Below are 18638 nucleotides of genomic sequence, written 5' to 3'. Positions count from 1 at the left end.
GCGGTGGATCGACGGGTCAACCCGCCGAGCGAGGCCAGCGGCCCGCTGGGGTGGCACTCCCTTACACTTTGGTGACCTGTCGACGCGAGACTGATCCCCCGAGCGAGGGCCTGAGTGGAACTACGTCAATTGCTGCGCACGCTTCGGCGCCGCTGGAAGTTTGCTGTGGCGTCGTTCCTTCTGGGCATCATCGGTGCGGCCGTGCTGACGTCGGCGATCACGCCGACCTACCAGTCGCAGGCGCGGATCTACGTCACGGCGACCTCGACGGGCACGCTGGACGCTTACAACCTCAGCATCTACTCCGCACAGCGGGTCGCCTCGTACGCTGACCTCGCGAAGGACCCCGCGGTTCTCCAGCGGGTCATCAAGCAGGTCGGCCTGGACATCACGCCCGATGAGCTCGGCCCCCGTGTCTCCGCCACGGCGGTACCCAACACCGTGATCCTGCAGATCACGGTCACCGACGAGGACCCGCAGGTCGCGCGCGACCTTGCACGCGCCGAGGGCAACGAGATCGTCAAGCTCGTGGCGACCCTCGAGGCCCCGGGCAAGACCGCCGACGGTGAAGAGCAGGCATCGCCCATCATCGCTCGGCTCGCCGGAGACGCCTCCTACGATGCCAACCCGGTCTCCCCCAACCTGACGATCAACCTCGCCGTCGGCGCGATTCTCGGCCTGCTGATAGGCGTCGCCGGTGCGGTGTTGCGCGACATGTTCGACACTTCGATCAAGACTCCGCAGGACCTCAGCGAGGTCACCGACTCCGCCGTCATGGCAATCGTGCCGTTCGATTCATCGGTGCCCAAGCACCCTCTGATCAGCGATGACGAGGGCTCGCGGGAGCGGGTCGAGGCCTTCCGCGTGCTGCGCACCAATCTGCAGTTCGTGGAGCTGGACTCCAAGCGACAGATGCTGATGATCTCCAGCGCGGTCCCCGACGAGGGCAAGACCGTCACCGCGACAAACCTGGCGATAACCCTCGCTCAGACCGGCCGCCGCGTCCTGATCCTCGACGCGGACTTCCGCAAGCCCCGGGTCGCCCGTCTGCTCGGTCTGGAGAACTCCGTTGGGGTTCTGACGGTCCTTGTCGGCCGTGCCCCGGTCGAGGAGTGCATCCAGCAGCACGAGAGCGGCGTCGACTTCCTGGCGACAGGACCAACGCCGCCCAACCCGGCCGAGGTCCTCGAGACCCAGGCCATGCGCGACCTGCTGATGAAGGTCCGCGACGCCTACGACGTCGTGATCATCGACGCGCCTCCTCTGCTTCCCGTTGCTGATCCTGCGATCATCGCGCCAATGGCCGACGGGGTGCTGCTGGTGACTCGCTACGCCAAGACCGACAAGGACCTGGTCCAGGAGGCCGTCGACCGACTGGACGCGGTCGATGGGCGCATCGTCGGCGTCGTGCTCAACATGACACCGCGCCGCGCGGTTTCCGGCTACGGCTACGGCTACGGATACGGATACGGCGAGGAGATCGAGGCAGGCCGCTCGATGCGCGCCGCGACCAAGCCCCGTCGTGCCTCTCGAGGCGAGCGCAAGCAGTCGCAGCACGAGCGGACCCGGTGACGGGCGCAAGGTCCGACTGAGCATGGCGCGTCCCCTGAGCATCACCCTCCCGGGTCGGGTCCTCGGCGAGTCGTGGACCTACCTGCTTGCGTTGGTGGTCCTGGCCGGGCTGACGTTCGTCGGTACGAGAGCCCCACTGCTGGGCGCCGTCACAGTTTTCCTCGCGGCTCTTCTCGTGCTGCTGGTCTGCTTCGACCTGGCGAGAGTGGGCACGGGCGCCATCACCCTCGCGATGTTCCTCGCGCCACTCAACGACCTGCGCCTAGGTGCTTCGTACGTGACTGGGTCCGACATTATGTTCGTGATCGGCATCGCGATCCTGGCGCCAACGCTCCTGCGCAACAAGGTTTCGATCCCCCCGCTGTTCCTGCTTGGGCTGGGAATCCTGTTCACGATGGGCGTTGTGGCCAGTGTCGCCAGCGCCATCCCCGTGGTCAGCATCAATCAGGTCGCACGGCTGCTGGTAGGCGCCTTCATGCTGCCGATCTTCTTCATGATTTGGCGCCCACAGATCAAGATCACCGTCCGGCTTGCCGCTGCGTACGTTTTCGGTTGCGTCTTCAGCGTCGGCTGGGGTCTGCTGAGCGGGCCGGTGGCTGGCGACGCTCGCTACGTCGGCTTCACGTACCACCCCAACTACCTCGGCCTGGAGTGCTTGCTGGCGGCAGCGCTCACGCCGTACCTGGTGGCGAAGATCAGCCCGGGCTACCGCTGGATCTTCTGGTTCGCGGCGATCATCAACGCTTATGGCGTCTACATCAGTGGCAGTCGTGCGGCGCTGCTGGTCCTAGGCATGCTCGTCGTGATCTACCCCTTCGTAGAGGGCTCGATCCGCGCCGTTGGCGCTGTGATGCTGGGTGTCGCCGGCGTGCTGGCCTTCTCGGGGCGGCTGCTCCAGGAGGACGGAAACTCCGCACTTGGTCGGTTGTTCGGCAACGGGTCAGCCAGCGGCTCGGACATCGAGCGGCAGAACGTCCTGGCCGAGGCGTGGAAGCTCTTCCTCGAGCACCCGTTCCTCGGCAACGGCTTCGACGGGGGGCTGGGCTCTCACAACATCTATCTCCAGGTGGCCACGGCGGTGGGGATCTTCGGCCTGCTCGGCTATCTGCTGGTGCTGTGGACTGCGCTCCGTCCGCTGTTCTGGCAGGGCATCAACCATCGACTCGCGTATCCGGTCCTCGCCTACGGCACAATCGGCCCGCTGACCAATACTTTGTGGGATCGTCTGATCTGGTCGGTGATCGCCCTGACGTTCGCCGCCAACCTGGACCGACCACCACCGTCGAACGACGTCACACCAACTCCCGCGGGTCGGCCACGCCGCTCCCTCACCACGACAAGGACTTCAGCATGAACCGCAGTCTCCCCCTCGCCCTGCGCAGGGTCCGTCAGACCGTTCGCGGCTTCGACAACGGTGCCGCGCTGCTGGTCGCCATGGCGCGCCAGAGCGTCACCGGCAAGCCGGAGGAGCTGGTCTTCCGGATGGACGCCGACACGAGCATCACGGTGCCCAACCGCCCAGGCGCCCGCGTGCCGGTCTACGAGATCTTCGTCGAGGACGAGTACCGCCTCGGGTGGTTCACATCCGACCTCGGTGAGCAGCCGGTGGCCCTGGACATCGGAGCGCACGTTGGCTGCTTCTCGGTCGCCTTCGCCCGCAAGCACCCCGGCGCCCGGGTCGACTCCTACGAGGCGTCGCCGTCGACCGCGGAGTACCTCACCCGCAACATCGGTGACAATGCGCTGCAGGCGCGGGTGCACGGCAACAACCTCGCAGTCCAGGGCGAGGCAGGCGTGCTCGAGCTGGCAGACAACGGCGCCGCGAGCGGGCACAACGGCGTGTTGCACCTGACCGCCGACGCCGCCAAGGTCTCGGTCCGCAGCGTGTCGATGGCCGAGGCCCTCACGATCAGCGGACGCACGGCCGACATCGTCAAGATCGACACCGAGGGTGGAGAGTACGACATGGTGCTCGGCTCGGACCCGGCCGACTGGGCCGGAGTCCGACGAGTCGTGCTGGAGTACCACGACCTCCCGGGACACTCCTGGGAGGAGCTCGAGGCGTTCTTCACCTCGGCGGGCCTCAACCTGGTCGAGCGTGAGCAGTTCCTGCCCCGCCTCGGCATGGCCTGGTTGTCGCGGGACACCGTCGGAGCATGACCCGGCTCCCCAACGCGCTGCAACCGGCGTGGCCGTTGCTCAAGCGTCTGCACCGACTGGCGTCCCTCGCGGCGGGCATGGTGGCGCGACCGCTGTCCCGTCTGCAGGGAGCACGTGCGCTGCCCCGGCGAGCCACCGCGACGGTCGGTGCGACCGCCGCGCTCGAGCCCGACGCCGTGACGCTGCACCGGCTCGATGTCGGTGAGCAGATCCGGCGCCAGCCCGCCCAGGGCACGCCGGCGGGGCACTGGGTGTTCGACAAGGCCAGGATGTTCGACGTCGCGCCGCGGTACTCGCTGGAGATCGACCGCGGCATCGTGGTGGGGGACTACGGCGCGAATGTGACCCCCGGCGGAACGCTGGACTACGAGACCAGCGAGTACTTCGGCATCACCCGCTGGCGTGAGCACCCGATCTTCCTGCGCCACAGGTTGCCGCCGGTCGAGCATGTCGAGGGCACGCTGGTCTCGCTCGCGACGCGCGGCGGCAGCGGCAACTACTACCACTTCCTGCTCGACGTCCTGCCCCGCTTCGGGGTCTTCCAGGAGACTATGCCGGGGCGTGTCGCCGATGCGCTCTACGTGCCTGCCGGGACCGGCTGGCAGCGGGATCTGCTGGAGCTGGTCGGACTTGGCGACCATCACATCGTGGAGACGCAGAAGCACCGGGCCGTCCGGGCTGACCAGCTCGTGGTGCCGAGCCTGCCGAACCCGAAGGAAGTCGCACCGCGCTCGACCGTGGACTGGCTGCGCTCACGCCTGGTGCCGCACGACGTCAGCGACAAGCCGCGACGGATCTACGTCACCCGAGGATCGCAGCGCAACACGCGACGAATCGTCCAGGAGGAGGCCCTGATGGCGCTGCTCGAGGATCGCGGGTTCGTGTGCATCGAGCCTGGCGGGATGTCCGTGCGGGACCAGATCGACCACTACGCTGCGGCCGAGGTCGTCGTGGCGCCGCACGGAGCGGCGCTGACGAACCTCGTGTTCGCGGGTGCCGGGGTCAAGGTGCTGGAGATCTTCCCAGCGAGCTACGTCAACTCGTGCTTCTGGGCGATCACCGACAGCATCCCCGATTCCCAGTACGCGTACCTCGTCGCCGGTGACACCACGCCGTACGGTCCCGGAAGTCCTATGAACCGCATCCAGGCCGACATCGACGTCGACCCGGCCATCATCATCGATGCGGTCGATCGGCTGATCGCGAGCTGACCGACCATCCGCTGTTGCCGCGCGCGCACGAGGATCATGCAACGATGTGCGCTCGGCGCCCTACTGGACGTTCGCCAGAACGCCCACGAGTTCAGGAGAGACACATGAGCGCAGACGAGTTCGAGCCCAACAGCACCCTCACCCGACTGTATCCCGAGGCGGCAGTGGGCGGGTACTCGCGTAAGGACGGCCAGATCGAGTTCTACACCCGCATCAACGCCCTCGTCGACGAGAGCAGCCGGGTGCTCGACTTCGGCGCCGGGCGAGGGCACTGGGCCGTCGACCCCATGCCGCGCATCTCCAAGCAGCTGCGCTGGATGCGTGGTCGAGTCGCAGAGGTGGTCGGCACCGACGTCGATCCGGTCGTGACGTCGAACCCGTCGCTCGACGTGGCCCACGTAGTCGGGCTGGGCGAGCCGCTGCCGCTCGAGGACGCATCGGTTGATCTCGTGGTCGCGGACTACGTGCTCGAGCACGTCAACGCCGAGGACGCGCCGGCCCTGGCCGAGGACATCATGCGCGTGCTCAAGCCGGGCGGATGGTTCGCGGCTAGGACACCGAACAAGTGGGGCATGATCGGGCTGGGCGCGCGGGCCATCCCCAACAGCATGCACGTGCGGATACTCGACAAGCTCCAGCCCGGGCGCAAGGCCGAGGATGTCTTCCCGACCCGCTACTCGATGAACACCCGAGGTGACCTGAACCGGCTATTCGCCCCCCACGCCATCCACGTCTACGGTCACAGCAGCGAGCCGGTGTACTTCGGTCGCTCGGCGGTTGCGTGGCGGGTCGCGGCCGCGATCGACCACTTCACGCCCACACGACTTGCTCCGACATTGATGATCTTCGTCCAGAAGAAGGCCGCATGACGACGGCGATCGCCACTGAACAACACGACGGGATGGCCATGACGACAGGCGTCACCTACTGCACGATTCTCTCGACGAACTACCTGCCCAAGGCACTTGTGTTGGCCGAGACGCTGCGGGAGCACGAAGACGGGGCGGGGCTGACCATCCTGTTCACTGATGTCGCGCGCGACGACCAGCTGCCACAGCTCGCGGGCGTCGTGTGCCGGAGCACCGCGTCGTTGGGCCTGACCGAGCGCGAGGTCTTGACGCTCGCGATGGGCTACGACCTCGTCGAGTTCGCCACCGCGGTCAAGCCGCTGCTGCTGAAGTCGCTGCTCGAGGAGACCGAGCAGGTCTTCTATCTCGATCCAGACACGTACCTCACCTCTCCCATGTCTGAGCTGGCACCGGCGTTGACGGCTTCTGTGGGCGGAATCCTGCTGACCCCGCACTTCCTGTTGCCGACGCCCCCCGAGGCCGGCAAGAACGAGGGCCACCTGCTCACCGTCGGTGTCTTCAACCTCGGCTTCTGTGGTGTCGACCGCCGCGCGCGCGACTTCCTCGACTGGTGGTGGGGCCACCTACGCGATGAATGCCTCTACGATCCCATGGCGGGTCTGTTCGTGGACCAGAAGTGGATGGACATCGGCAGCACCCTCTGGCAGGCCGCAAGCCTGCGGCACTCCGGCTACAACGTCGGCGTGACCAATCTCCCGGAGCGACCGCTGGCCCGGGATGCCGACGGCTTCTACAACTCAGCCAACGGCGAACGGCTGCGGTTGTTCCACTTCCATGCCTTCGACGCCACCCAACCTGAGCGGCTTTCGGTGCGGTTCCAGCACGACGATCAGTCGGTACTGGGCGACCCAGCCGCGATAGAGGGCCTGTGCAAGGAGTACGCCGGCCTGATCGTCGAGCATGAGCGGGTCCTGCCGCCTGCCCCGGCGTACCCATATCTCACCGACACGCGTGGTCGTCGCATCTCCCGCCAGCTTCGCCGGGCCCACCGGATCGGATCGCTCGAGGCAACGCTGCCGTCCCCGTTCGTCCCCGCTGAGGCCGATGCCTACGACACCTGGCGACGGTCGGCGTGGAGGCCAGTCGCCCGGAGCCTGCTGGCCGACACCGGCAAGAGCGTCCGTCTGGTGCTCCCGGAGGAGTACGACCGCGCGCGCAAGCGATTCCCGAAGGTCATCGAGAAGCTCCGCCCCCTGTTCACCAAGGGTGTCGGCGCCTGGCGTTAGGTGCCGCGACTCGCTGAGGACGGAGGGTCAGACGATGGGGCACGCAAGTTCCACCACCTAGCCCGCCGTCGGCGTGCGGGGGGCTGCGTTGGCTCGGGCGCGCTCGATGAACGCATCGACATCCCGCTCGGCGAGGAGCGGCACCGCCTCACGAACCTCCTCGTCGGACCAGTTCCACCAGGCGATCTCGAGCAGAGCCGCGATCTGGTCCTCGTCAAAGCGGTAGCGAATCAGCTTGGCGGGGTTGCCGCCGAAGATCGCGTAAGGAGGGACGTCCTTCGTGACCACCGCGCCGGCGGCGATGATCGCGCCGTCCCCGATCGTGATGCCGCTCATCATGAGCGAGTTCTCTGCGGTCCACGCATCGGAACCGACATGTGTGTCGGGTCCGGAGTTAGGGAAGCCGTCGGTCCCGGCGCCTTCCATGCCCCAGTTGATGCGGTGCGGATACGTCGTGACCCGGTCCACGCCGTGCTGGCCGCCGAGCAGGTAGGTTCCTCCGATCGATGAATAGCTGCCGAAGATCGCCCGCTCGGTGCCGTAGTGGTAGGTCATGACCTTCGGAATCCCGTAGGTGTGTGGGCCGTAGACGACCCGACCTGACTTCTGCAGACGGAGCAGGTTGGCACCATCCTGTCCCTTGATCGGTGCGGCGTAGCGTGCCCTGCGGGCCGCATGCTTGAGGTATTGAAGGACAGTCGACAACGAAATTCTCCTTGTGATGGGGATCTTCGGCGAGAGGCCATCAGGCAGCGGCCGCCCGCGGCACTACGGCACGATAGCCCAGAGCCCGGGGCCGCAGCAGACAACTCCTGATCGTGGCGGCGCCGTGAGCGATTTCCCGCCGCGGGGACGGTGAGCACGACCTACGATGTGTGTCGGCAGCATGTCAAGCTGTGTCAGGCGGGCGACTCCCGCGCCATGTCCCAGGCCAGGAACCATGTGAAATCCAGTGAGCAGTCCGCGAGCCGGCGGCTCGGCGTCGCGACGATCGACCAGATCATCTCGGGCGCCTCGAACTTCCTGATCGCGCTGCTCGCGGCCCAGCTCCTCGACATCGAGTCGTTCGGCCTGTTCGGCATCATCTTGCTGGTCAACGTCGTGGTGCTGGGTGGGGCCCGAGCGCTGGTCAGTGAGCCTCTGCTGCTGCACCCCGAGGAGGCCGAGCAGCGTCCCGGTGACGTGATCAGCAGTGCCTGCGTGCTGGGACTGTCGATCGGGGTCATCCTGGTCCTGTGTGGTCTGGCGGCTCGGCCGCTGGACGGCGATCTCGGCGAGGGATTGATGATCCTCGGCGTCTTCTCGCCGTTGATGGTGCTGCAGGATGTGGGCCGCTACCTCGGGTTCGCGACCCGGCGACCGTCCTCGGCGCTGACGCTTGACGTCACCTGGCTCACCCTGCAGCTCGGCGCCATCGCGAGCCTCGTTGCCTCCGACCTGAGCTCCCTGCAGGCCTACGTCGCCGCGTGGGCCGGTGCCGGAGCGCTCGCCGGACTCATCGTCTTCTGGCAGCACCGTGGTGTGCGTCCGCGCCTCGACATCAGCTGGCTCAAGGAGACGTGGGGGTTCTCCTGGCGATACTTCGTGTCGTACACCGCGACGCAGGGCAGCGGGCTGCTCGCGGCGATCCTGATCCGGGCGATCGCGGGCGCACGGGCACTCGGCGGCGTTCAGGGGGCGCTGTTGCTCCAGCGGCCGTTCATGACGTTCCAGGTCGCTGTGATGGCGAGCGGCGTCGGTGAGGTCGCTCGCGTGGCCGATGATCGGGCGTTGGTCCGTCGTATGGTGCGCAAGCTGACCATCTTGACCGGTGGCGCCGCTCTGCTGAACGGTGTCCTTCTGGTGCTGGTGCCCGACAGTGTGGGTCGGGCAGTGCTCGGTGACACCTGGTCCGTTGCGCAGCACCTCGTATGGGCGGCCGCGGCACAGATTCTTGTCCTCGGCCTGATCACCGGGTTCCGGACAGGGATGCTCGGCATGCGAGCAATCGACCGGGCCGTGGTGATCGATGTCGCGACGACGGTACTGGCTCTGGTCTTCTCGACCGCCGGAGCGTTTGCCGGTGGTGCCGAGCCGGCGATGTGGGGAGCCGCCGCGGCCAGTGCGATTGGCCTGGTCATGTGGGCTGTGGTGTTCCACCGACACACGAGGGATGAGTAGAACCGCCGACTGACACCCGGGCGACGGGCTTCAGCTCAGAACGTCTTGCGCCAGTACGCGCCGAACTCGTCGATCTGCACGATCTCCTCGGTGATGCCGTGCTGCTTGCGGTAGTCATGGATGGCCTGGCCGGCCTGCGAGGCGTGGCTCCCGAAGTCGTCGATGATGCAGAAGCCGCCGGGAGAGAGCTTGGGATAGAGCACCTCGATCGCCTGGATCGTGGACTCGTACATGTCGCCGTCGAGGCGCATCAGGGCGAGATCGCCCAACGGAGCGACCGGCAGGGTGTCCTTGAACCAGCCGACGAGGAACTCGACGTGGTCGTCCAGCACGTCGTAGCGACGGAAGTTGTTCTTGACCGTCTCTAGGCCGACCGCGAGTCCCGTCTGGGTGTACAGCTCGTCGCCCGAGTCGGCGGGATAGCGCGAGGAGTCCGGTGCAGGCAGGCCCTCGAACGAGTCGGCGACCCAGACCTTGCGGGTCGTGTCGCCCCAAGCCTTGAGGTTGGCCTTCATGAAGATCGTCGCGCCGCCACGCCACACGCCGGTCTCGATCAGGTCGCCGGGTACGCCGTCCTTGATGACCGCCGCAATGCAGTCCTGGATGTTGGTCATTCGCTTGAGGCCGATCATCGACTCGGCGCGTGCCGGCCAGTCCTGTCCTGACTCGCGGGCCGCGGGGTCGTACGGCTTCTTGTAGCTGATCTCGAGGTCCAGCCGGCCGGCCGCCTTGGCGACAGCGTTCGCGGCGCGCTTCTTCATGGACTTGGCGCCCTGCATGCGAACGCCACCCAGAATCGAGTCATTGTCCTCGGCAAGCGCGCCGGTGAGGCTCCGCTTGATCAGATCGAGGTAATACTCGCGCAGGTCATCGGCAGTCGTCTTGGTGTCGGTCACGCGAGGAGGTTATCAGCCGGTTCGTGCGATTGGCCGCGTCATCGGAAACGGCAGTTGTGCCGCGCCTCACAGAGCGGCGGCGCCGATCCCCGGGGGAATGGCGCCGCCTGGCCAACACTTTCGGCTACCAGGCGTGCTGGATCTGCGTCGTCGCGGCTCCTCATGAATCCCTGAGTGGAAAGGAGTCCGGCGAGCGACTATCCCATTGAGACGGGTGATCGCCGCGTGGGTACCGGTGTGCTGTGCCGCTGTGGAGTTCTTGCTCCATGTGTACGCCACATCGGATGATGGCAACAGGGCTACTCATTCGTAACGTTGTGCGCTTCGATTCACAATCAGGCCGCGATGCGGTGCTTGCGACGCGTCACCAACGCCATCGTGATCGCGCCGACAGCGCTCGCCACGACGGCGGCGGCAGCAGCCTTGCCGACTTTGGTGTCCAGACCCAGCCGCCGGCGGAGCGCAACGGGGCGGGCGAAGATCAGGATGGGCCAGCCGTTTTCCTCGGCCTGCCGGCGCAGGGTCTTGTCGGGGTTGACCGCGAACGGGTGCCCGACCGCCTCAAGCATCGGCACGTCGGTCTCGGAGTCGGAGTAGGCGTAGGAGATGGCCAGGTCGTAGCCGCGCTCGGCGGCGAGCTCGCGCATCGCGACGGCCTTGTTCGGGCCGTACGCGTAGAAGTCGACCTCGCCGGTGTAGCGGCCGCGGTCGACGACCAGCGTTGTGGCGATGACGTGGTCGACGCCCAGCATGTCTCCGATAGGCCCGACGACCTCCGAGCCCGAGGCCGACACGATCACGACATCGCGCCCGGCCGCCTGGTGCTGCTCGATCAGGTCGACCGCCTCTTCGAAGACCAGGGGATCGATGATCGTGTGCAGCGTTTCGGCAACCGACTGTCGGACGACATCGACGTCCCAGCCGGTGACCATCTGAGTCATGTAGGCGCGCATCTTCTCGAGCTGGTCGTGATCGGCGCCATTGATGGCGAACATGAAGTTGGCGTAGGCGCTGCGCAACACGGCGCGGCGGCTGAGCAGCCCGCCCTGGTAGAACGGCCGGCTGAACGCGAGCGTGCTGGATCTCGCGATGATGGTCTTGTCCAGGTCGAAGAACGCCGCGGACCTCGTGGGGATCACCCGATCAGGATAGGCCGGTCCACACCCGGCCGGCTCAGGCTTGGCCGTCCACAGGCCGACAGCCGCTGGTTTCGTTCGGCATCGGCGCGTCGCATGCTCGAGGACATGCCCGATCTTGACTCCCCCCTGGTCGTGACCGCAGACGAAACGCTCCTAGACGACGCCTTGCGCTGGTGCGCGGCGGTGGGGGTAGTCGCCGAGGTTGCACCCGATCTGACCGCTGCCCGGCGGTCGTGGCGGCAGGCTCCGGTCGTGGTCGTGGGCGAAGACCTCGCCCACGAGCTCGTGGGCGCCGCCCTGCCGCGCCGCGAGCATGTCCTGCTGCTCGTCCGGGACACCCAACGATGGTGGCCCGATGCGATCTCGCTGGGCGCCTCGGTGGTGTGTGCGCCGGACGAGGAGGATCGCATCCTGGAGGCGTTGAGCACGGCACTGGACGGTCGCGGCGAGGCGTGTCTGGTCAGCATGGTCGGGGGCTCCGGAGGTGTGGGGGGCTCGACGCTCGTGGTGTCGACCGGGCTCGCGGCTGGGCGGCGAGGGCTTCGATCGCTTCTGTTCGACGCCGATCCGCTCGGCGGGGGGCTCGAGCTGTTGCTGGGTGCCGAGCGGACCGAGGGGCTCCGGTGGCACGATTTCGATTCCGCTCGGGGACGGCTGAGCGCCGGGTCACTCGCCGATGTGCTGCCGCTCCACGACGGGGTGTCGTCGCTGTCGTGGAGTGCGGCGGACACGACGGGGCTGCCCGATGCGATCGCTCCCGTCCTCACGGCGGCAGTGCGTGGCTTTGACTTGGTCGTTGCCGACGTGCCGAGGCATCTGGATGCCGCCGGTGTCGACATCATCGGTCGATCGGTCCTGACGGTGCTGCTGGTGGCCGAGGACATGTGCGGTGTGGGCGCCGCCCGGCAGGTCCTCTCGCGGCTGCAGCAGGTGGCGTCCTCGATCGCGGTGGTCAGCGTTGCTAGGCGCGGCGGCATCGGACCGGCTGCTGTGTCCGAGGTGCTGGGCCTTCCGGTGCTGGCCAGGCATCGCGCGGATCGGCGGATGCGGTTGGCGCTCGACCGTGGGCTCGGGCCGGGGCGCTCGCGCACGTCGCGGTGCACTGCCCGGGCCTTGCTGGACACCCTGGGTCTGGAAGCGCCGTGACGGACCTGCCGATCCTCGAGCGCGTACGGCGGCGGCTCGCTGTCGACACCTCGGAGCCGAGTCCGCACAGCGTCGCCGCGGCGTTGCGTGCCGAGCACCACGTCGCGGGCAGCGCCACCGTGCTGGCGCTGGTCGACCAGCTCCGCAGCGAGACCCGTGGGGCGGGCCTGCTCGACCCGTTGCTCGCGACTCCGGGAGTGACCGATGTCCTGGTCAATGGACCTGACGAGGTCTACATCGACCGGGGCAGGGGGCTCGAGAGGTCTGCAGTGCGGTTCGCCGACGAGGAGTCTGTGCGCCGGCTGGCCCAGCGCCTCGCAGCACAGGCCGGCCGGCGGCTTGACGACGCGAGCCCGTGGGTCGACGCGAGGCTCGGCGACGGCACGCGGCTGCATGCGGTCCTGGCGCCCGTTGCCTGGCCCGGAACGCTGGTGTCGCTGCGGGTCCCGGCACGCCGGTCGTTCAGCCTCGACGAGCTGCGCTCCTCCGGGTCGCTCACCGACGACATTGTGCAGTTGCTACGCAGGATCATCGCGGCGCGTGCCGCGTTCGTCGTCACGGGCGGCACGGGTTCCGGCAAGACGACGCTGCTTGCGGCGCTGCTTGCGGCGGTTGACCCAAATGAGCGTCTCGTCATCGTCGAGGACGCGACCGAGCTGCGACCGGACCATCCGCACGTCGTCGGCCTGGAGGCCAGGCCCGCCAATGTCGAGGGTGCGGGGCTCGTCACGGTGCGTGACCTCGTGCGGCAGGCGCTGCGAATGCGCCCCGATCGTCTCGTCGTCGGAGAGGTCCGCGGCGCCGAGGTCGTCGACCTGCTGGCTGCGCTCAACACGGGGCACGAGGGAGGATGCGGCACGCTGCATGCGAACTCGCCGCGTGACGTGCCAGCCCGGTTCGAGGCACTCGGGGTCGCGGCGGGGCTGCCGAGGGATGCGGTGCACAGCCAGCTGGCGGCGAGCGTCGACCTGGTCATCCACCTGGCCTCTGGTCGTGATGGAGTGCGGCGGGTCGAGCAGATCGCAACGCTCGAGCGGGGACGGGACGGTGCAGTGGCCTGCGTGCCTGCGTTGACACTGGGCCACTCCGGTGCAGAGCGGGGTCCCGGTTACCCCCGTCTGGAGACGTTGTTTCGATGACGGTCGTCGCGGCACTCATGACCGCGATCGCGGCCGTCCTCTGTCGGCCGCCTGATCGGTGGCTGGTGCGGCAGCGGCTCGGGCTCGGGAGCCCCCGGTGGCGGGCCCGGCGCCCGGTCGGGTCGGCGGTGGCGACGTGCCTCATCGGGGCGGTCGCGATCGGGCTGACCGGTCCGTTGCTGGTGCTGCTGCTCACCGGAGCGAGCGTCGCGGCCTTCGGCTTACGTCAGTGGCGGGCCGAGCGCCGTCGGCGCAACCTGCGCGAGCGTCGCGCGGAGGTCGTCGCGGCGATCGGGTTGATCTCGGCCGAGCTACGCGCGGGGCTGCTACCGCAGCGTGTACTGGCGGGCCTCGCCGGCGAGTTCGACTTCCTGGCACCCGCGGCGCACGCGGCCCGGCTGGGAGGCGACGTTCCGGTCGCGCTGCGCACCTCGGCGGTCGAGCACGGCGCGGAGCTCCTCGACGAACTGGCTGGGGCCTGGCTCGTTGCCGAGCGGGCCGGTGCTCCGTTGGCGCACGTCCTCGACCGGTTGCAGGAGACCGCTCGTGAGGATCAGGAGATCGAGCGAGAGGTCGAGTCGGGCCTGGCGCCGGCCCGGGCGACCGGACGCCTGATGGCAGTCCTGCCAGTGTTCGGTCTAGCGCTGGGCTCCGGCATGGGTGGTGATCCGCTCGCGGTTCTCGTTGGCACGTGGCCAGGCGCCTTCTGCCTTGCCGCTGGGTGCGCGCTCGCGTGCCTGGGCGTCGCCTGGGTCGAGCGGATCGCCGCGGATGCCGAGCGGTCCGCGTGATGGCGGCGATCCTGGCCGCGCTCGCGGTGTCCTGCCTGCTGCCCAGCGGCACAAGGTCCCGGCGGCGCAGCCTCTTCGGCGGGCAGGCGGACCGCACCGGGGTTGATCCGGCGCTGCTTGCGGCCCTCATCGCGCCCGTGGCGATAGTCCTGATCCTGGGCATGCCACTCGGGCCGCTGCTCGGCATCGCACTCGCGCCGGTCGTGCACAGATCGGTGAGTCGGCTGGAGTCGGGGGCCTCACGCCGCCGTGCGGCACGCATCGCTGCTCAGCTTCCGACCGCCCTCGACCTGATGGTCGCCGCGCTGGCGGTCGGGCGCCCTCCCGTCACGGCGTTCGCGCTCGCGGCCGAGGCCACGGCCGATCCGCTGGGCACCGAGCTCGGCGTGGTGGCCAGCCGCCTGGCGATTGCCGCCGATCCGGATGCGGTCTGGCGGGGGCTGACCCGAGATCCCTCCCTGGCCCCGGTCGCCAGGGCTTTTCGGCGGGCCGAGGCGTCGGGTATGCCCGTTGCTCGCATCGTCTCGGGGGTTGCCGACGAGCTGCGCCGTGAGCGTCGGGCTGGACGGCGCGAGGACAGCCGCAAGGTCGCGGTCAGGACCGCGGCTCCACTGGGCGCGTGCTTCCTGCCCGCGTTCTTCCTCGTCGGGATCGTGCCGACGATCATCGCCACGCTCGGCTCGTTCAGCCTCTGATCCACAACCGGCCGCACAGCGGCGGCCGTCCCCAGCCGCGATGTTGCTTCGCAGATCACCGTGCTGTCGGACCCATCTTCTGGATGACACATTCACCCGTCGAAAGGACACACCATGAAGTACTTCCTGCACCAAGCCGAGCGAGGCATGACGACCGCCGAGTACACCGTGGGCACCCTCGGGGCCTGCACGATCGGTGGCGTCCTGGTCAAAGTGGGGCAGTCGCCGTGGTTCGGCAAGCTCGTCGAGGACCTGATCAGCAAGATCCCCAGCATCCTCCCGTTCTAACCCGCTCGGCCCGGGGCGGCCGGTGCCGCCCCGGGCCCCTTCTGCAAAGGAGTCCCGATGTCCCAGCACGACGACCGCGGCATGGTGACCGCGGAATACACAGTCGGTACCCTCGGCGCCGTCATGATCGCCGTAGTCCTCTACAAGTTCGGGCTGCTCGACAACAACAATCCCTGGATCGAGTCCCTCAAAGACATCTTGGAGCGAGCCCTGGGCTGGGGCACGATCAAGAGCATCCTCCCGGGATTCGGTATGAGGCTCATGTGAAGCGAGAGCGCGGCATGGTGACCGCGGAGCTTGCCACGGTCGCGCCGTTCCTCGTCGCACTCACCTTCCTCCTGCTGTGGGTGGTCTCCCTCGGGCTGACCCAGATCCGCATCACGGATGCCTCCCGCGAGGCCGCTCGCATGCTGGCGCGGGGCGAGTCCCAGACGGCAGCCATGAGCGTCGCTCGGAGGCAGTCGCCGGCTGGGGCCACCGTGTCGGTCGACATCGGTGCGGGCACCGTCGAGGTCTCGGTCGCGGCCCGGTCGCGGATGCCGCTCCCGTACTTCTCCGGCATCGGTTCTCGGCAGCTGCGGTCGACCTCGGTCGCCGCGATCGAGACGCCGTGAAGCGGCGCAGCGAGAGAGGTGCCGCGACGGCCCAGGTCGCGACCCTGGCCGTCGTCCTGGTCCTGGTGGCGGTCGTGGTCACCGAGATGGCCGGTCTCGTGCGACTGCGGCATCGTGTCGCCGCCGCGGCCGACCTGGCTGCCCTGTCGGCGACCCAGGCCAGCGTCAACGGGCGCGACCCGTGCGCGGAGGCACGTCGGATCGCCGAGCGCAACGAGGCTGCGGTGCGTCGGTGCCGGATGGACTACGACGTCGCCACCATCACGACGTGGGCGACGAGCCGCACGTGGTGGGGTCACCGGTGGGCGTTCGAGCAGGAGGCCCGTGCGGCCCCGGACTACTATCTCGCTGACTGAGTGCCGGGCCGGTGTGGTCGGACTGGTCGGCGGGGGCGTTGGCCAGCAGGGCGTCGAGCAGGAGTACGGCGGCAGCCTTGTCGAGCGGCTCGTTGCCATTGCCGCACTTGGGCGACTGCACGCACGACGGGCAGCCGGTCGCGCACTCGCACGCGACGATCGCGTCGCGGGTGACCCGCAGCCAGCGTCCGGCCAGCTCGTACCCACGTTCGGCGAAGCCAGCACCGCCCGGGTAGCCGTCGTAGACGAAGACCGTCAGGGTTCCGGTGTCCGCATGCAGCGCCGTGGACACCCCGCCGATGTCCCACCGGTCGCAGGTGGCCAGGAGCGGCAGCAGACCGATCGCCGCGTGCTCGGCGGCATGGGCCGCACCCGGCACGTCGGCGTCCTCGAGCACAGCAGTGACAGCCGAGGGGCTCAGCGTCCACCACACGGCCTTGGTCTGGAGGGTGCGGGCCGGCAGGTCGAGCAGCTCCTCGCCAAGGATGCCTCCGCCGCTCGTGCTCCGTTTCATGTAGGAGACGACTTGGTTGACGACGTCGACCGCGCCGAAGGACATCGCCGCCTCGCCCCACTCGACGGTGCGCTCGATCTGCGTGACCGTGATCTCGGTGACCGACCTGGCCATCGTGGAGTAGTCGGGATCGTCGCGGTGCACGGCAGCGACCCCGTGCTCGACGTCGTAGTCGTCGACCAGGTGCGCGTCGCCCTGGTGGACGTAGACGGCGCCGGCGTGCACCGTCGAGTCCGCCGAGGCGGCGTCTACCGTGCCGATCAACCGGCCCGTCGCGGCATCGACGATCTGGACGGGCGACCCACCGCTCGACCGGATGTCGGCGAGGTTGCTGGCCTGCTCCCGCTTGGTCCAGAACCAGCCGGCCGGCCTCTTCCGAAGCCAGCCGGCGGCCTCGAGCGCCTGCACACCTTCTGACGTGCGGGGTCCGAACAGTGCGAAGTCCGCCTCGGTCAGGGGCATCTCCTGGGCAGCGGCGGCCAGGTGAGGGCCCAGGACGTAGGGGTTGTCAGGGTCGAACACCGAGGCTTCAACCGGGGTGCCGAGGAGCGCCTCCGGATGGTGCACGAGGTACGTGTCGAGCGGGTCGTCGCGGGCCACCAGGATGCCGATCGAGTCACGGCCCGAGCGGCCGGCCCGGCCGAACTGCTGCTGCAGCGCGGCCCGCGTCCCGGGGAAGCCGACGCTGATGACAGCGTCGAGACCCGCGATGTCGATGCCGAGCTCGAGGGCATTGGTGCTGGCCAGTCCAAGCAGGTCGCCGCTGCGCAACCGCTGCTCGAGGGCGCGCCGCTCCTCGGGCAGGTAGCCGCCGCGGTACGTCGCGACGCGGGCGACCAACTCGGGGTCGACCTCAGCGAGCCGACGTTGCGCGGTCGACGCGACAGACTCGGCGCCGCGACGCGAGCGGACGAACGCCAGGGTCCGCACCTTGCCGATCACCAGGTCCGTCATGAGCTCGCCGGCCTCGGTCGTGGCGGCCCTGCGCACGACGCCCTCGGTCTCGGCGCCGCTCAACGGGTCGCGGCCGGGCAGGAGCGGCGGCTCCCACAGGGCGATCGTGCGGGCGGCATGCGGTGAGGCGTCGTCGGTCACCGGCACGACCTCGAGGCCTGTCAGTCGGGCCGCGAACACCTCGGGCTGGGCGACCGTCGCCGAGGACAGGACGAAGACCGGGTCGGCGCCGTAGTGCTCACAGATTCGGCGCAGCCGACGGAGGACGTGCGCCACGTGCGCACCGAACACGCCCCGATAGTGGTGGCACTCGTCGACGACGACGTGGGTCAGCCCGCCGAGTGCCCTGGCCCAACGTGCGTGGCCCGGGAGGATCGAGTGGTGCAGCGTGTCCGGGTTGGTCAACAGGTAGTTGGCGTGGTCGCGGGCCCAGGCTCGTTCCTCACGGGAGTTGTCGCCGTCGACCGTGGCCGGCCGGGCGAACTCCCGGGCGCCTGCAAGTCGGCGCAGCTGGTCGGCGGCCAACGCCTTGGTCGGCGCGAGGTAGAGGACGGTCGGCATCCGGTTGCCGCGCAGGGCACTACCGGCCCGCCCCTCCGCGAGCCCCGTCAGCGCGGGCGCCTGGAAGGCCAGGGACTTGCCCGAGGCCGTGCCGGTGGAGATCACGACATGTCGGCCGGTGTGCACATGGTGGAGTGCCTCGGCCTGGTGACCCCACAACGCGGTGATGCCCTCGGCCTCGTACATCTCCCGTACGGCCGGCGCGATCCACGTCGGCCAGGGCTCGATCACGGCCAGTCGTTCGGGAACCCGTTCGACATGGGTGACCCGATCGCCGTAGCGCAGCACGAGATCGGCGGGGTCCACCCACCGATTCTCCCAGATGCGCCATGACGGTCCCGCCCACC

19 protein-coding genes are annotated in these 18638 nt (G+C 68.6%); 15 read left to right on the top strand and 4 right to left on the bottom strand.

All coding sequences use genetic code 11. The annotated features are described in order from the left end of the window. Positions 1-114: 114 nt before the first annotated feature. From C6I20_RS14190 to C6I20_RS14165, 6 genes are all read left to right on the top strand, one after another. Complete coding sequence (locus tag C6I20_RS14190; protein WP_118397015.1) at positions 115-1572, top strand: polysaccharide biosynthesis tyrosine autokinase; 1458 nt, start codon at positions 115-117, stop codon at positions 1570-1572. A 22-nt stretch (positions 1573-1594) separates the two neighbouring features. After that, on the top strand, positions 1595-2926 hold the full coding sequence (locus tag C6I20_RS14185; protein ID WP_162891342.1) for an O-antigen ligase: 1332 nt from the start codon (positions 1595-1597) through the stop codon (positions 2924-2926). Next, positions 2923-3732, top strand: a complete 810-nt coding sequence (locus tag C6I20_RS14180; protein ID WP_118397008.1) for an FkbM family methyltransferase — start codon at positions 2923-2925, stop codon at positions 3730-3732. Before C6I20_RS14185 ends, C6I20_RS14180 begins: the two co-directional genes overlap by 4 nt. Continuing rightward, positions 3729-4943 carry a DUF563 domain-containing protein gene (locus tag C6I20_RS14175; protein ID WP_118397005.1) on the top strand — a complete coding sequence of 405 codons (1215 nt, stop codon included), beginning with the start codon at positions 3729-3731 and terminating at the stop codon, positions 4941-4943. Before C6I20_RS14180 ends, C6I20_RS14175 begins: the two co-directional genes overlap by 4 nt. A 104-nt stretch (positions 4944-5047) precedes the next feature. Then, positions 5048-5812: a bifunctional 2-polyprenyl-6-hydroxyphenol methylase/3-demethylubiquinol 3-O-methyltransferase UbiG gene (locus C6I20_RS14170; RefSeq protein WP_162891341.1), complete on the top strand. Its 765-nt coding sequence runs from the start codon at positions 5048-5050 to the stop codon at positions 5810-5812. After that, positions 5809-7038, top strand: a complete 1230-nt coding sequence (locus C6I20_RS14165) for a hypothetical protein (RefSeq protein WP_118396999.1) — start codon at positions 5809-5811, stop codon at positions 7036-7038. Before C6I20_RS14170 ends, C6I20_RS14165 begins: the two co-directional genes overlap by 4 nt. A 57-nt stretch (positions 7039-7095) precedes the next feature. On the opposite strand, the gene C6I20_RS14160 is transcribed toward C6I20_RS14165, so the two are convergent. Then, on the bottom strand, positions 7096-7743 hold the full coding sequence (locus C6I20_RS14160; protein WP_118396996.1) for a CatB-related O-acetyltransferase: 648 nt from the start codon (positions 7741-7743) through the stop codon (positions 7096-7098). 237 nt (positions 7744-7980) lie between these two features. On the opposite strand from C6I20_RS14160, the gene C6I20_RS14155 reads away from it, so the two are divergent. Beyond that, a complete protein-coding gene (locus C6I20_RS14155) occupies positions 7981-9198 on the top strand; it encodes an oligosaccharide flippase family protein (protein WP_162891340.1) in 1218 nt (405 codons plus the stop codon). 35 nt (positions 9199-9233) lie between these two features. Here C6I20_RS14155 and C6I20_RS14150 read toward each other — a convergent pair whose 3' ends face one another. Together C6I20_RS14150 and C6I20_RS14145 are read right to left on the bottom strand one after the other, a co-directional pair. After that, entirely contained in the window at positions 9234-10094 is an 861-nt protein-coding gene (locus C6I20_RS14150; RefSeq protein WP_118396990.1) for a TylF/MycF/NovP-related O-methyltransferase, read from the bottom strand. 335 nt (positions 10095-10429) lie between these two features. Beyond that, the gene (locus tag C6I20_RS14145) at positions 10430-11233 is read right to left on the bottom strand and encodes an HAD family phosphatase (RefSeq protein ID WP_118396987.1); all 804 of its coding nucleotides are present in this window, start codon (positions 11231-11233) and stop codon (positions 10430-10432) included. A gap of 105 nt (positions 11234-11338) precedes the next feature. Here C6I20_RS14145 and ssd point away from each other — a divergent pair, with 105 nt between their 5' ends. The 8 genes from ssd (at position 11339) to C6I20_RS14105 (ending at position 16262) form a co-directional block, all read left to right on the top strand. Further along, positions 11339-12379 carry a septum site-determining protein Ssd gene (gene ssd / locus C6I20_RS14140; RefSeq protein WP_162891339.1) on the top strand — a complete coding sequence of 347 codons (1041 nt, stop codon included), beginning with the start codon at positions 11339-11341 and terminating at the stop codon, positions 12377-12379. Beyond that, positions 12376-13518 carry a TadA family conjugal transfer-associated ATPase gene (locus C6I20_RS14135; RefSeq protein ID WP_118396982.1) on the top strand — a complete coding sequence of 381 codons (1143 nt, stop codon included), beginning with the start codon at positions 12376-12378 and terminating at the stop codon, positions 13516-13518. The genes ssd and C6I20_RS14135 overlap by 4 nt, the downstream gene beginning before the upstream one ends. Then, the gene (locus C6I20_RS14130) at positions 13515-14309 is read left to right on the top strand and encodes a type II secretion system F family protein (RefSeq protein ID WP_118396979.1); all 795 of its coding nucleotides are present in this window, start codon (positions 13515-13517) and stop codon (positions 14307-14309) included. The genes C6I20_RS14135 and C6I20_RS14130 overlap by 4 nt, the downstream gene beginning before the upstream one ends. Then, a complete protein-coding gene (locus tag C6I20_RS14125) occupies positions 14309-15004 on the top strand; it encodes a type II secretion system F family protein (protein WP_118396976.1) in 696 nt (231 codons plus the stop codon). The genes C6I20_RS14130 and C6I20_RS14125 overlap by 1 nt, the downstream gene beginning before the upstream one ends. Positions 15005-15118: 114 nt before the next feature. Beyond that, positions 15119-15292, top strand: coding sequence for a DUF4244 domain-containing protein (locus C6I20_RS14120; protein ID WP_118396972.1), 174 nt, complete (start codon positions 15119-15121; stop codon positions 15290-15292). A 57-nt stretch (positions 15293-15349) separates the two neighbouring features. Next, positions 15350-15559, top strand: coding sequence for a DUF4244 domain-containing protein (locus C6I20_RS14115; protein WP_118396970.1), 210 nt, complete (start codon positions 15350-15352; stop codon positions 15557-15559). Further along, positions 15556-15906, top strand: a complete 351-nt coding sequence (locus C6I20_RS14110; protein WP_118396967.1) for a TadE family protein — start codon at positions 15556-15558, stop codon at positions 15904-15906. The genes C6I20_RS14115 and C6I20_RS14110 overlap by 4 nt, the downstream gene beginning before the upstream one ends. Continuing rightward, positions 15903-16262: an Rv3654c family TadE-like protein gene (locus C6I20_RS14105; protein WP_118396964.1), complete on the top strand. Its 360-nt coding sequence runs from the start codon at positions 15903-15905 to the stop codon at positions 16260-16262. Before C6I20_RS14110 ends, C6I20_RS14105 begins: the two co-directional genes overlap by 4 nt. Here the strand turns inward: C6I20_RS14105 and C6I20_RS14100 are convergent. Continuing rightward, a complete protein-coding gene (locus C6I20_RS14100; RefSeq protein ID WP_118396961.1) occupies positions 16168-18597 on the bottom strand; it encodes a DEAD/DEAH box helicase in 2430 nt (809 codons plus the stop codon). The two genes, C6I20_RS14105 and C6I20_RS14100, sit on opposite strands and share 95 nt — an antisense overlap. Positions 18598-18638 lie beyond the last annotated feature (41 nt).

This window comes from Aeromicrobium sp. A1-2, assembly GCF_003443875.1.
In the GTDB taxonomy this organism is placed as follows: domain Bacteria; phylum Actinomycetota; class Actinomycetes; order Propionibacteriales; family Nocardioidaceae; genus Aeromicrobium.
The sequence above is the reverse complement of the archived record's forward strand: the minus strand, read 5'-3'. Positions and strand labels throughout refer to the sequence as shown.

Bases quoted from the DNA above. Each gene is read 5' to 3' on its own strand.
- C6I20_RS14185 (WP_162891342.1), top strand. From the start codon at position 1,595: ATGGCGCGTCCCCTGAGCATCACCCTCCCGGGTCGGGTCCTCGGCGAG.
- C6I20_RS14180 (WP_118397008.1), top strand. From the start codon at position 2,923: ATGAACCGCAGTCTCCCCCTCGCCCTGCGCAGGGTCCGTCAGACCGTT.
- C6I20_RS14175 (WP_118397005.1), top strand. From the start codon at position 3,729: ATGACCCGGCTCCCCAACGCGCTGCAACCGGCGTGGCCGTTGCTCAAG.
- C6I20_RS14170 (WP_162891341.1), top strand. From the start codon at position 5,048: ATGAGCGCAGACGAGTTCGAGCCCAACAGCACCCTCACCCGACTGTAT.
- C6I20_RS14165 (WP_118396999.1), top strand. From the start codon at position 5,809: ATGACGACGGCGATCGCCACTGAACAACACGACGGGATGGCCATGACG.
- ssd (WP_162891339.1), top strand. From the start codon at position 11,339: ATGCCCGATCTTGACTCCCCCCTGGTCGTGACCGCAGACGAAACGCTC.
- C6I20_RS14130 (WP_118396979.1), top strand. From the start codon at position 13,515: ATGACGGTCGTCGCGGCACTCATGACCGCGATCGCGGCCGTCCTCTGT.
- C6I20_RS14125 (WP_118396976.1), top strand. From the start codon at position 14,309: ATGGCGGCGATCCTGGCCGCGCTCGCGGTGTCCTGCCTGCTGCCCAGC.
- C6I20_RS14120 (WP_118396972.1), top strand. From the start codon at position 15,119: ATGAAGTACTTCCTGCACCAAGCCGAGCGAGGCATGACGACCGCCGAG.
- C6I20_RS14115 (WP_118396970.1), top strand. From the start codon at position 15,350: ATGTCCCAGCACGACGACCGCGGCATGGTGACCGCGGAATACACAGTC.